We start from the raw sequence: 12828 nt of genomic DNA on the forward strand, positions 1-12828 counted from the left end.
TTTAGTTGGCGGGATGCTGGGCGACGCTCGTCGCGTCGTGCGATGACGGTTGCGGTTGCGGCGTGAGTGCGAAACCGGCGGGAGCGGCATCGCTGGCGGCAACGGTTCTCTCTACGGTGCCCGGATCGGTCACCTGCGCGTGCTTGCCGCCGCCACCGTAGCTCACGATCATGAGCGTGGCGAACACGGCGACGCCGACCAGAACCGCTACGACGGCAAATCCCTGACTCTTCTTCCGCATATTTCTTCCCGATTCCGATTCGATATTTTCACGCGCATCTTAAACACAACCCTCAAGGTTCGCGCGCGAAAAGCGCCGAGGCTTCGTCCGAGGTGTGCCGCGGACCTCGTACTCGCACGACGCCCCGTCCGGTCGCCTTCGCATCGTAGAGTGCCAGGTCGGCGTGTTTCAGGACCTGATCGAACGTTTCGCCCTTCTCGGCCACCGCGATGCCGACGCTCGCGCACACGACCGCCCGCGTACCCGAAGACAGCAAGTACGGCGCGCCCAGCTCCTTGACGATGCGCTGCGCGAGCACATCACTTGACGACGCGCCCGTCTGCGTGACGACGACCGCGAACTCGTCGCCACCCAGCCGCGCGACGAGTTCGCCGCGCCGCATCACGTTGCGCAGGCGGTCCGCGACCTGCTTCAGCACTTCGTCGCCGGCGTTGTGGCCGTGCGAATCGTTGACGTCCTTGAAGCCGTCGAGATCGACGTACATCACCGTCACGCGATGCCCTACGCCGCTCGCGCATCCGGCCATCAGCCGTCCCGCGTGATCGCTCAGGTAGCGGCGGTTCGGCAGGCCCGTCAGCGAATCGTGATGCGCCCAGTGCAGGATCTTCGCCTCCGACTTCTTGCGCTCGGTGACGTCCTCGATGATGACGACCTCGCTGCCGTCGGGCACCGGATTGCGCGTCATCTCCAGATGACGGCCGTCGGTGAGCTTGAGGTCGAGCGGCGTGCGTTCGTCCGCGAGCCATTGCGTGCAGCGCTCGACGAGTTGCGAGCGCAGCGTCTCGCCGAACTTCGCGAGCCCCACGTAGCCGATGAATTCCGGCAGCGGCACGTTGAGCCGCAGCATCTCGACGGTCGCGCCGAACAGTTCCGCCGCTTTCCGGTTCGCGATGACGACACGGCCGTCCACATCGATCGTGCAGAGTCCATGCGGCATGTGGGCGAGCGCGGCGTCGAAGCGCGCCGCGAGTTCCGCGTGTCGCTGCTCGGCCGTCATCAGGCCGACCAGGCCGCCGTAGTGGCGCTGCACCACCGACGCCATCGCGCCGATGTACAGAAAGAGCGGCGGCACGAGGATCCAGCAGGCGGTGTCGTCGGCGAGCGCCGCGCCGATGCCGATCGGAACCGCGCCGAGGCACACCTGCGCGACGGCGAGGCGCGGCAGCGACGCGTTGCGCGACGCAATCCCGCCGAGGATGCCCGCCGTCACCATGATGGCGAGCGCGGCGAGCACATAGTCGCCCGACATCACGCAGCCCATCGTGCCGAGTCCGAAGAGCAGGCACGCGGCGAGCGCAAACGGCGTGTAGCGCACGGCCCACGGTCCGGGGTGAAGCGCCGCCGGACGGCTTCGCACGCGATATCGATGCACGACGCCGAGCCGCGCGCCGAGGATCACGAGGTCGAGCGCTAGCCACAGGAGCGGCCACCACTCATACAGGCGCACGGCCGCGACCAGCGCGACGAACAGGCTCGCCGCGCCCGAGAGCAGCAACGGGCGACGGTCTTCGAGGACGGTCGAGAGGAGGGCACTGCGGATAGCGGGCGTGATTTGCTGGCCGTCCTCGGTCGGCGGTGTCGCCAGAATGGAATCGAGGAGGGAGGTGTTGCCTGACATACGGTGGCCGTGTCCGAACGAGGGTTCCGAGAGGCCGCACCGGAGCCGCCGCTATCCATGTTTACGGCGCGGGCTGGCGGTTTCTTTAACGGCGGCGGATAGCGGCGTCGTGTGGTCGAACGCACATGGTAACGGTTATGCCGCAGCGGCGCTCGGAAACGCGGCGGCTAAAATGGCGCCGTCGCAACCCTTGCCCATCGCCATGCCCGATTCACTCCGACGCGCGCGCTCGAAGCGCAAACCCCTTCGCGGCGCGCTCATGCGCTATCAGGACCGCATCGCCGAAGTGCTGGGAGAAGCACGCGGACAGCGCGTGATGATCCGCTCGATTCATGCCGATGGCGTAGAGCGGAGGACCGCGGTGAAGTGGCGGAATCTCGTGCCGTTGGAGGAGCAGCTGTTTTAGCAGCACTTTTGCCGCGCAGTTCGCCGGCAGTTCAATCAGCACGTCGCCGTGCTTCGCTTACGACGGCGGCGGCACTGCGCGCTTGTCTTCCAAATAGAAGTCCATCGCAGTGACGAGCGCGTTGGGAGCCATGTCGATCGCTTGATTGCGCGTCTTGCCGCAAGTGATCGCTTTGGGTATATCGCAGAACTTGACCGCTAAGCCGGTGCCGTCCTGAATCAGGCAGGCGGGTATTTGAACATGGTGGTTCCTGCGTATGGCGCAGGATCGGATGCCGGGTTGTTTGAGGATGCCAGCAGCGATGAAGCTATCAGGTCGGTACGATGCCAAGCACATCAGTCCTATAGCCCGACGGGCGCCAGGCCGTTCATTGTCGATTGATACGCTGTTCGGAGCCTGAGGTCGCCCTTGTCGCCTTCCACGCGCACGCTCACGCCGTGCGCCCCTGCCTCCATCGCGTGGGGGACGGCATCAAGGCCGACAGTAGCGCGAACGCTTGCCGGATCATCGAAGGCTTGACGCTTTCGATCACTTCCGGCTCGTTCAAGGCTTCCGGCTCCGGTGGTTTCTCAGGCGGGGTCAGGGCTTCACGCGCATCAGCGCATCGCCGGTTGAGCAACATGCGCATCTCGCGCTCGTCGATCAGCGCACGCGCCTGCAGCCAGCCGCGCTCGAAGCGCAGTTCGTAGTCGATGTCGGTGAAATCGTGATAGCGGCCGGTTTCGGCCAGCGCCACCGCCGATGAAATGACCCGCTGCAGCGTCCATGCTTCTATTTCGTTGATGTCCGTCGGCACGCGCCCCTCGCTCACGGATGAGGTGTTCGGATCATAGCCCGGCTTCGCTGCAGACTCCGTCGTCTGCGGACAACACCTTCTCAAAAAAGAGCGGCGCGCGGCGTTTCGATGGATGTCCATCACGAGTCTCTCAGGCGTGGCGCGGTCGACATACGATCATCGCGGCTGCGCATCGTCCAGCCTCGCAGGTGCCATCCGCCTTCGATTTCCCGACCGCCTGAACTTTTTTCGCTCCTATAATCCCCCGTGCCACCCGGCCTGTCCTTGTGCTTTCCAACCTCACGGAGTCACCGATGAATGCGATTGCGCTGTCGAAGAAGAGCCTGCCGCTCCGCCGCTCGTCCCGGGTGCTCATCGCAAGGAGCGCGGTCGCGATCGCCGCCACACTCGCCTTCGGCGCTTGTACGACAACGTTTGCGCAAGACTCCGGCGGCTCCCGATTCGAGCGGCATCAAGGCGGCGAAGGCCGCGACGTCAAGGTCATGATCATCTCGATGTTCGGACCGGAAGGACAGGTCTGGCTCGATCGTCTCGGACCGTGGAAGGCCATCAAGGTGCCGGGCCTTTCGCCTGACTATCCCGATGTGCATTGCAACCGGCAGGACATCTGCGTGATGACGACCGGCATGGGCCACACGAACGCGGCGGCGTCGCTGATGGCGCTCACGTTCTCCGATCGCTTCGACCTGCGCCGCACGTACTTCATGATCGCGGGCATCGCCGGCATCGATCCGCAGCAGGGCACGATCGGCTCGGCGGCGTGGGCGAAGTACCTCGTCGACTTCGGCATTCAGTGGGAGATCGATGCGCGCGAGAAACCCGATAGCTGGCCGAGCGGCTTCCTCGGCATCAATACGAAGACACCCGATCAGAAGCCGCCGCTCGACTACCGGACGGAAGTGTTCGCGCTGAATGCGAAGCTCGCCGACACGGCTTTCGCGCTGTCGCGCAATGTCACGCTGTCGGACAGCGCCGAGGCGCAGACGGCGCGCGCGAAATTCGACTACGCGCCGGCGAACCGCCCGCCCAAGGTGATCCGGTGCGATACGCTCGCGGGCGATACGTGGTGGTCGGGCAAATATATCGGCGAGCGCGCGCGCGTCTGGACGAACCAACTCACCGATGGCAAGGGCGTCTACTGCACGACGCAGCAAGAGGACAACGCGACGTACGAAGCGCTCAAGCGCGCGGCGAGCACGGGTCGCGTCGATTTGAACCGTGTCGCGGCGCTGCGCTCGGGTTCTGATTTCGATCGTCCGTACGAAGGGCAGCCCGCTGCCGACAACCTCGTCAACTATGCGACGCAAGGTGGCTTCGCGCCGGCCATCGAGAACCTGTATCGCGCGGGCAATCCACTCGTACAGGATATCGCCACGCATTGGGGAGAGTGGTGTGATGGCGTGCCTGCACGGTGAGTTCCTGCGGCGGCGCGAGTATGGTCGCCAGTGCTTGAGGTGAATTGATTTAAACCGTTTGATGCCCTAAGGCTTTCAGAGGAATTTTTCTTCGATTTATTAGCGTTGTCCCGCACAGCAGCAACGCTGACAAGCCCTTCCTTTTAAGCCTTAGCGGCAAGCAATTTTTAATCGGCTAGCGAACGCAAATCCCTGTCTTGTAAGCACGCGCGCTCAAGCAAGTAAGTAATTGCTCCAGATCGAGTCCCCTCGAACGAATACCCGCTTGACGAGGACTATACGTTCGCTGGCGGCGTCTATAAATTTAGTGTTGTGCTTGCCGTCATGCACGAGGTTCAACTTGTGCGCGGCGTTAGCCAAACCCGGCGGCCCATCGTCAGCAGTCTCTTGGTCTCTGACAGGCGCCATCCCTTCGCTCTCACGCTAAGAGCGATCCGACACGACCGACGCAATCGAATACCTCAGGAGCTCATCATGAACGTAAAACTCATCGCCACTGCTGCCGCAGCAGGACTTCTCGTCGCTCAGGCCGCGTTTGCGCAGATGCCCGAGCAAGCGCAGCAACTCGTGCAAACCATGCGGCCGATGCAAGCCGCCGCCGGTTCGAGCATGTCACAGGAAGCATCGACGCAAGCGGCATCGACGAATGAAACGTCCTATGGCGGCGCGACCGATACACGCAGCATGTCGGCCACCGCGCGCCGTCAAGGCGCTTGCGGCGCCGCGCAGAACTGCGACATTTTCTTCGGCCAGTAAGTGCAACATCGGGACGTGTAGAACAGCACGTCCCTTTTTATGTCCACGCTAGCGGACATAGCCAAATAAGGCCACCAAGACGCATTTCAAGCCCTCCCCTCCTTTATATCGACATCACCCGAAAATAACGTTCGAGTGATATTGAAACTCCCCGCGCAGATCCTATCTCGGTTTCAGAACGGCACGACGACATTCGCGTCGAGCCCCTTTCTGATACCAACGTCCTTATCGACGGACATGTAACGCGGAGATAAATCATGAGTGACTTCTACTTCGGCAGCGATCTGCTCGGAGACCTCGAACGCGTGCAGCGCCAGATGTCGGCGCTCTTCGGCAATGCGCCGTCGAGCATCCGCGCGAGCCGCACCGACGCGTTCCCGCAACTCAACATCGGCAGCACCGAAGAGTCGATCGAGATTGTCGCGTTCGCGCCCGGCGTCGATCCCGCCGCGCTCGAAGTGACCGTCGACAAAGACACGCTCACGATCAGCGGCGAGCGCAAGCCGATCGACAAAAGCGCGAGCGGCGAGACGCGCACGTATGCGAAGGAGCGGTTTCACGGCGCGTTCCGACGCGTGATCGAACTGCCGCAAAACGTGAATCCGGACAAGGTCGAAGCGCGTTATGCGGACGGCTGCCTGACGATAAAGGTCGGCAAGCGCGAAGCGTCGAAGCCGCGCGCGATCGCCATCCAGTAACCGATACCAGACTTGAGGGAAAGCCATGAACGAGAACACACAGGTCGCTCAACGTAACGCGGGCAGTGCGGGTAACGCGGGTGAAGTCGCGCGACGCAACGATGATCGGGCGCGGCGCGTCACGCTGACACCGGCCGTCGATATCGTCGAGGACACTCACGGCGTCACGCTGTGGGCCGATCTTCCGGGCGTGCCGCGCGAGAAGCTCGATGTGAAGGTACACGACGGGCGTTTGTATATCGAAGCCGAAGCCGCCGTGTCGACGCCGGACAACATAAGACTGAATCACGTCGAGATTCGCGCGCCGCGATTCGCACGCGCGTTCACGCTGAGCGATGAATTCGACACGTCGAGAATCGATGCGAATCTGCAGAACGGCGTGCTGAAGCTGAGCATCCCGCGACGCGAGGAAGCGCGTCCGCGTCGGGTGGAGATTCGGGCGGAGTGATGTTGGATGGACCGGTCATCGTCTTGGGGCGATGGCCGGTTTTTTCTATCCAGCCACAATCCCATCCCGCGCTTCAGCCCGCTCCCTCTCGGAATTTCGCCACGGATCAAACCGGCTAACAAACGCCTCGAACGCTTCGATCGCTACCGGCCTGCAGAAGTAATAACCTTGATACGCGTGACATCCCGCGCCCGCCAGAAAATCCCGCTGCGCCTCGGTCTCCACGCCTTCCGCGATGACCCCCAACCCCAGGCTCTGCGCCAACGCGACAATGGTTCTGGCGATCGTCGCATCGTTCGGATCGACGAGCACGTCGCGCACGAACGACTGATCGATCTTCAACTGATCCAGCGGCAGCCGCTTCAGATAAGAAAGCGACGAGTATCCGATCCCGAAGTCATCGAGTGAGAACACCACGCCCTTGGCCTTCAGCGCGTACATCTTCCGAATGATGTCCTGCACGTTGTCGACGAGTACGCTCTCCGTCAGTTCCAGCTTCAGCCGGTTCGCCCGCGCGCCCGTGTGACCGATCACCGCCAGCACCTTGTCGACGAAATCCGGCTCGCGCAATTGCTGCGCGCTGACATTCACCGCGATCGTCAGATGCGCGGTCTCCGGTCGCGTCGACCACAGCGTCAATTGTCTGCACGCCGTCTCCAGAACCCAGTTGCCGAGGGGCAGGATCAGACCGGTCTCCTCCGCGAGCGGAATGAACTCCGCGGGCGGCACGATGCCACGCTGCGGATGCCGCCAGCGCACCAGGGCCTCGGCGCCCGTCACGCGGCCGCCGTCGGCGATCTGCGCCTGGTAGTGCAGCAGGAACTGCTCTTCATCGATGGCCTTGCGCAAATCCGCCTCGAGCGCCGCGCGCTCCAGCACCACGGTCTGCATCGCGGGATCGAAGAAGCAGAGCGCGTTGCGTCCGCGCTCCTTCGACTTGTACATCGCGAGGTCGGCCTGCTTGAGCAGCTCGTCGATCGATGTGCGATGGCCCTGGAACACCGTCGCGCCGATGCTCGCCGTGCTGCGGTATTCGACATCGCCGAGATGGTACGTGTTGCCGAGCACTTCGAGAATCTTTTCGCCGATAGCCTCGGTCTGGATCGCCGCTTCCTGCCGGCTTGCATGCAGGCTGCCGAGCACCACGACGAACTCGTCGCCGCCGACGCGCGCCACCGTATCGCTGTCGCGCACGCTCGCGGCAAGCCGCTGCGCCACTTCCTGCAACAAGCGGTCGCCCTTGTCGTGGCCGAGCGTATCGTTGAGCGTCTTGAAGTGATCGAGGTCGATGAAGAGCAGCGCGCCGCATGCGTCGCCGCGCGCGCTCGCCGTGATCGCCTGCTTCAGGCGGTCGAGCAGCAGCGAGCGGTTAGGCAGGCGCGTGAGGGCATCGAAGAACGCCAGTTCCCTGATCCGCTCCTCCGCGATCTTGCGTTCGGTGATGTCGTGATGCGTGCCGACGTAATGGCTCACGACGCCGTCCTCGCCGCGGACCGCCGATACCGTGAACCACTTCGGGTAGATCTCGCCGTTCTTGCGGCGATCCCATATCTCGCCCTGCCAGCCGCCTTCGCGATCGACCGCCTCCCACATCTCGCGGAAGAACGTCTCATCATGACGGCCGGAGCGCAGGAAAAGCGGCGTCCTGCCGACGACTTCCTCGGGCGTATAGCCGGTGCATTCCGTGAACGCCGAATTCACGCGCAGGATGATATTGCGCGCATCGGTGACCATCATCGCTTCGAGCGAGTCGAAGGCGACCGCCGCGATGCGCAACTCCGCTTCGAGTTGCTTGCGCTCGGTGATGTCACGCCCGCTCGTGCGAAAGCCGGTGAACGCGCCCTTGGCATCGCGGATCGGCCCCCATGAGACTGAGAACCACACCAGCGAGCCGTCCTTGCGCACGCAGCGGAATTCGAGATCGTCGCCGCGCAGGCCGTGCATGCCCTTCAGGAACAGCGGCGCGACACGCGGCATGTCTTCCGGATGGATCAGCGTGGCGGCGAGGTCGGGCATCGCCATGCATTCGTCGACGGTGTAGCCGGTGTATTCCCTGACCGACGGGTTGATCCAGCGCGGCTTGCCGTCCGGGCCCCACCAGACTTCCCAGTTGACCGTGCAATCGGCGATCGCGCGGAACTTCTCTTCGTTTTCGCGCAATTCGCGCGTCATCGAGGACGCCATGTGCAGCGCGCGCCGCCGGCCCGTCATCGTGAGCCAGGCGAGTAACGCGAGCAGCAGGCTCAGGCCCGTGCCGCTCACGGCGATCAGCAATTCGGCGTTGCGGCCGAAGCGCGCCCTGAAGTCGTCATGGGCGTGCATCGCGAGTGTCCAGTTGTGGCCGTCGACCACCAGATACTCGCTCGCGGACACCACGGATTTCACGTGCGGCAGGTGCTTTTCCGGCGATCGGTGCAAAAGCGTCGCGTCGGAGATGCCGACGCCGTCGTAGATCGCGAGGCCGAGTCCGGGCAGCCGCTCACCATACAGGCTCGCGATAACGTCGCTCATGCGAAACGATGCGTACACCCATGCGATCACGCTCGCGCGCCGCTCGGCGACGCTGTCGTGCGGCAGTCCGCGTGCGTAGACGGGCAGGTACATCACGAAGCCCGGCGGTGCGTCGGGCTCGTTGTCGACGGTCAGGCGCACCTTGCCGGTGATCGCGGCCATGCCGGAATCGCGCGCCCGCTCCATCGCGGTGCGGCGCGTGGCGTCGGCCCAGGCGTCGAAGCCGAGCGGGGCGCGATTGCGGCCGACGTACGGCTCGCGCTGCACGATCGGCGCATAGTCCGCGCGCGGGCCGCCCGGCTGGATGGCGTAGTCGATGAAACCGAGACTGCGCATGGTGGCGACGTGCGCGTCGCGGCGCACGGCCGGCACCCATTCGACAATGCCGATCGCCTGCACGCCCGCGAAGCTCGGATCGAGCACGAGCGTGCCGACGTAGTCGCGAAAGTTGTCGCGTTCGATCTGATCCTTCGCGGCGAAAAGGCTCTGCACGCCACGCAGCATCAGCTCGTAGGTCGCCATGCGCTGATCGACGCGGCTCACAGCGTCGCCGAGCGCGAAGTCGAACTGCGACAGCACCTCGTGGCGGGACGCTTGCCGTTCGTGATCCCAGACGGCCCACGTCACGCCAAGCGACGCGCACAGGATCATCAGCGGCAACAGGACGATGCGCGCAAAGTTCACGGCGGAGTCGGGAAATCGACCATCGAGGCAGCGAGATCGCGCCTGAAGTATTTCTCGAAGATGCGGCGCACGGTGCCGTCGGCGCGCATGTCGTTGACGAGCGCGCGCCACTTGTCCTGCTCGGCGGCCGGCAGCGCTTTCTTTGACATGATGAGGCCGTGCGGCACCGCCGGATCGTTGAACTCGATGATGGTCGTGACGTCGCGGATCTTGCGCTCGTCGAGCGCGGGGTAGTCGAACGGCTCGATGATCATGCCCTGGATGCGGCGCGTCATCAGCGCCTGGTAGAGCGGATCGAGCCCGCCCGCCTGGCTCGTGCGGTTCGCGGCGGAGAGTTCGTCGACGAGGCGGTTCGCCGAATCACTGTAGCGGAAGCTGCGGATCACGCCGAGCTGGAAGCCGTCTTCGTGCTCGAAATCGGTGAGCCGCTGGATGCCGGCATCTTTGCGCACGAGCAAATAGTATTTGTTGCTGAAGTACCAGGCGAACGACGCGTACTGGTTGCGTTCGGCGTTGGCGATCCCCGACAGGCTGAAATCCAGCGCGCCCGATTCGATCAGTTGCCAGATCCGCGCGCGCGACATCAGGCTGACGCTGATCTTGCAGCCGCTGCGGCGGATCAGTTCGTCGGCGAAATCCTTGTCGATGCCGGTGTCGGTATCGGCGGAATAGAGCAGGCCGTGATCGTGCAGCGCGAGAGTGAGCGGGCGCGAGCAATCGGGGCGCGCGGCTTGGGCGGGACCGGCTGCGAACGCATGGCTGGCGCTGGACAGCGCCAATAGCAGGCCGGCAAGACCGTGTCGGACCACAATATCTCCAGGATGATGAGCGACCGGAACGCGGGCGTTATCGCCGGCGTCTCTCCGATGGCGCGATTGATCGTGTCTGCAGTCGTGCGGCGGGACGCCGGGAGGCCGGGAGGCCGGCGCATTGACGCACGGCCGCTCTCCAAACGGACTCCCTACTCGTTGACGGCAGCGTGGCGCCGTTCTTGAGGTCGGGCGGAGGATTTCGTGAATGAAATATTTATGTCGGCCGGGCGCGGCACACTTGAGAACACTCAGAACATCGCGATCGGATTGACGGGCGAACTCGTCGCGCCCTTGAAGCGCCACGGCCCGACGGTCACGAAGAACTCCCAGCGCCCTTCCTGCGCGCAGTGGAGCGCGAGCGCGTCGAGGTCGGTGTTGTCGAGGATCGGCAGGCCGAGGTACGGTATCGCGACCATGTGCACCGGTTCGGTCCAGCGCTTGAAACCGGGCGGCGCGGGATGCACGTCGCTGTCGGAATCGCTGCTCACCACGGCGATGCGCCGTTCGCGCAGCCACGGCAAGCACGACGCGTGGAGCCCCGTGCCAAGTTTCAGCGCGTTGCGCGCGCCCGCCCCGTTGCGGATGAATAGAATGTCGCCCTCGCGCACGACGAGCTTCTGCGCGCGTTCGGCGGCGTCGAGATCGGCGGGCCAGATCGTCGAGCCGGGCGGAAGCGGCCCGCCCTTGAGCGCCGCGATGTCGAGCAGCACGCCGCGCCCGGCGATGCCCTGCGCGCCCATCACCTCGACGCCGAGCTTCGTCGCGCCTTGCGGAGTCACGGCGCTGATCGGAAAGCCGTTGTACATCCCCTGCTTGCCTTCGGGCGTGAAGAGATGGCAAAGCGCGTCGAGGTGAGTGATCGCGAAACCGTGATACACCATGCCGATGTAGTCGATGCAACCCGATTCTTCCGGCAGCGCGTCCGTGTAGCTGCGCATTTCGTAGGTCTGGCGGCGCACCCCGTCGGCGGCGGCGACCGGGATCTCGCGCGCGAGCGGGATGATGTGCCCCGTGCGGACGAGCTTAACAGCGGCGAGCCTCATCGCCGGCGTGATGTAGTTGAGCGTGCCGAGCTGGTCATCCGGTCCCCAGCGGCCCCAGTTGCTGAGCGCGGCGAGATGGCGGTCGAGGTCGGCATCGTCGTGGATGGCGATGTCGGGGGGCAGCGGCGTCGTCGGCGATTGCGCTGCTTCGACGGAGGGCAGCACGGTGGCGGTCGCGCCGGACAGCGCGGCGCTCAGGAATCGTCGGCGGGACGGCATCGCGCATCTCCTCATCGATCGCTTGTCGGTGCTGGAAACTATAGACGCTGCGCGACGCGTCGATGTGAGCTTTCGCCGCTTTTACCCCGGCGCCTGCAGCCTGACGATATCGGTGAGCGCGCGTTCCGTTCGCGTATCGAGCTGCAGTTGCGTGCGGATCTGGTTGATCGTCTCCTGCCGCCATTGGTCGATGTCGATTTCGAAGCGCGGGTCCGGGTCCGGCCGCCGGAAGCGTCGCGGAATCGGAATGCGATGCTCCTCGCCGATGCGCGAAATGCACGCGAGCACGAGCGCCTTGTCCTCCGGCGAATAGCCTTCGAAATACCCGAGCGCGTTGAACGTCGCACTCGCCGATACCGCCGCGCCACCGCCCGCTTCGGTCGCGGTCGCGGTGACTTCGGTGCTGTAACGCTCGCCGCCGCGCGACGTGAGGGCGAGCTCGAACGACACCGGATCGATCGTGTATTCGAGCGTGAACTCCGAGCCGTCGAAGGGCACGTCGACCGTTCCCTGACTGCCCCACACGGGCTTGCCGCCGACCGTCCAGGTGACCGTCGGCGGCGTGAGCGGCGTGGCGCTGCCGCCGAAGCCGGTCGTCGCAACGTCGAACTGACAGAACGAAAACGTCGACCAGCTGCCGTATTTCACGTCGTTGCCGCAAGGCGTGCGCTCCTCGCGCAGCACCTGGCCGCCGACGATGCCGTCCGTCGCGTTAGCTGGCGCGATCGTCAGGGTTCGCTCGGCGCTCGTGCGGTACGAGATGTCGGCCCAGCTATTGCCTTCCGTGTCCTCGTGCTCTTCCAGCGTGATGACGACGGCCAGGTTCGGCACCTGCAAGTCCGTATCGATCGAACCGGACGCGATCGCACCGCGGAACCACACGCGCGGTCCCGCGATTCACGCATTCCGCTGAGGGATACGCACGCCACGATCCTTTCGCCATGCCTACGGATTCTAGGAGCCATGCCGCGCTTTTATAATCCGTTATGTGCGCGCGCACACCTAACGTGGAATGCATTCGATTCATTCGCAATCCACTTTCATTCGATTGCTTGAGAGTGGCGGAACACGGCTATGCCGCAGGCTTGCCGCAATGAAGTTCGCGATCCTATATTGCGTGTGGGCCGTTTTCACGCTTCCATTCGCTATGCGATGAATCCGCCCATGCGCCTCCACCGTTC

General features: G+C 64.2%; 13 protein-coding genes. 5 read left to right on the forward strand and 8 right to left on the reverse strand.

Going from position 1 to position 12828, the window contains the following annotated elements; all coding sequences use genetic code 11:
- Nucleotide 1 precedes the first annotated feature (1 nt).
- Complete coding sequence (locus AWB67_RS25005) at nucleotides 2-241, reverse strand: hypothetical protein (protein ID WP_087658909.1); 240 nt, start codon at nucleotides 239-241, stop codon at nucleotides 2-4.
- Between the two features lie 52 nt (nucleotides 242-293).
- The gene (locus AWB67_RS25010; RefSeq protein ID WP_087658910.1) at nucleotides 294-1859 is read right to left on the reverse strand and encodes a sensor domain-containing diguanylate cyclase; all 1566 of its coding nucleotides are present in this window, start codon (nucleotides 1857-1859) and stop codon (nucleotides 294-296) included.
- Between the two features lie 172 nt (nucleotides 1860-2031).
- Here AWB67_RS25010 and AWB67_RS25015 point away from each other — a divergent pair, with 172 nt between their 5' ends.
- Nucleotides 2032-2265, forward strand: a complete 234-nt coding sequence (locus AWB67_RS25015) for a hypothetical protein (RefSeq protein WP_087658911.1) — start codon at nucleotides 2032-2034, stop codon at nucleotides 2263-2265.
- Nucleotides 2266-2322: 57 nt separating this feature from the next.
- On the opposite strand, the gene AWB67_RS25020 is transcribed toward AWB67_RS25015, so the two are convergent.
- Nucleotides 2323-2595 (reverse strand): type II toxin-antitoxin system HicB family antitoxin, encoded by a 273-nt coding sequence (locus AWB67_RS25020; protein ID WP_125477661.1) that lies wholly within the window; start codon nucleotides 2593-2595, stop codon nucleotides 2323-2325.
- A 100-nt stretch (nucleotides 2596-2695) separates the two neighbouring features.
- Nucleotides 2696-3061, reverse strand: a complete 366-nt coding sequence (locus AWB67_RS25025; protein WP_143328422.1) for a hypothetical protein — start codon at nucleotides 3059-3061, stop codon at nucleotides 2696-2698.
- 293 nt (nucleotides 3062-3354) lie between these two features.
- On the opposite strand from AWB67_RS25025, the gene AWB67_RS25030 reads away from it, so the two are divergent.
- From AWB67_RS25030 to AWB67_RS25050, 4 genes are all read left to right on the forward strand, one after another.
- Nucleotides 3355-4476 (forward strand): purine-nucleoside phosphorylase, encoded by a 1122-nt coding sequence (locus AWB67_RS25030; protein ID WP_087658914.1) that lies wholly within the window; start codon nucleotides 3355-3357, stop codon nucleotides 4474-4476.
- Between the two features lie 474 nt (nucleotides 4477-4950).
- Nucleotides 4951-5232, forward strand: coding sequence for a hypothetical protein (locus AWB67_RS25040; protein ID WP_235025298.1), 282 nt, complete (start codon nucleotides 4951-4953; stop codon nucleotides 5230-5232).
- 257 nt (nucleotides 5233-5489) lie between these two features.
- Nucleotides 5490-5930 carry an Hsp20/alpha crystallin family protein gene (locus tag AWB67_RS25045; protein ID WP_087658916.1) on the forward strand — a complete coding sequence of 147 codons (441 nt, stop codon included), beginning with the start codon at nucleotides 5490-5492 and terminating at the stop codon, nucleotides 5928-5930.
- Nucleotides 5931-5955: 25 nt separating this feature from the next.
- A complete protein-coding gene (locus tag AWB67_RS25050) occupies nucleotides 5956-6378 on the forward strand; it encodes an Hsp20/alpha crystallin family protein (protein ID WP_087658917.1) in 423 nt (140 codons plus the stop codon).
- Nucleotides 6379-6423: 45 nt separating this feature from the next.
- Here AWB67_RS25050 and AWB67_RS25055 read toward each other — a convergent pair whose 3' ends face one another.
- From AWB67_RS25055 to AWB67_RS25070, 4 genes are all read right to left on the reverse strand, one after another.
- Nucleotides 6424-9573: a bifunctional diguanylate cyclase/phosphodiesterase gene (locus tag AWB67_RS25055; RefSeq protein WP_087658918.1), complete on the reverse strand. Its 3150-nt coding sequence runs from the start codon at nucleotides 9571-9573 to the stop codon at nucleotides 6424-6426.
- Entirely contained in the window at nucleotides 9570-10382 is an 813-nt protein-coding gene (locus tag AWB67_RS25060) for a substrate-binding periplasmic protein (RefSeq protein WP_087658919.1), read from the reverse strand. The genes AWB67_RS25055 and AWB67_RS25060 overlap by 4 nt, the downstream gene beginning before the upstream one ends.
- A gap of 251 nt (nucleotides 10383-10633) precedes the next feature.
- Nucleotides 10634-11647, reverse strand: a complete 1014-nt coding sequence (locus AWB67_RS25065) for a cyclase family protein (protein ID WP_159964927.1) — start codon at nucleotides 11645-11647, stop codon at nucleotides 10634-10636.
- An 81-nt stretch (nucleotides 11648-11728) separates the two neighbouring features.
- On the reverse strand, nucleotides 11729-12529 hold the full coding sequence (locus AWB67_RS25070) for a hypothetical protein (protein ID WP_087658921.1): 801 nt from the start codon (nucleotides 12527-12529) through the stop codon (nucleotides 11729-11731).
- Nucleotides 12530-12828: the final 299 nt, after the last annotated feature.

The organism is Caballeronia terrestris, from assembly GCF_001544515.1.
In the GTDB taxonomy this organism is placed as follows: domain Bacteria; phylum Pseudomonadota; class Gammaproteobacteria; order Burkholderiales; family Burkholderiaceae; genus Caballeronia; species Caballeronia terrestris.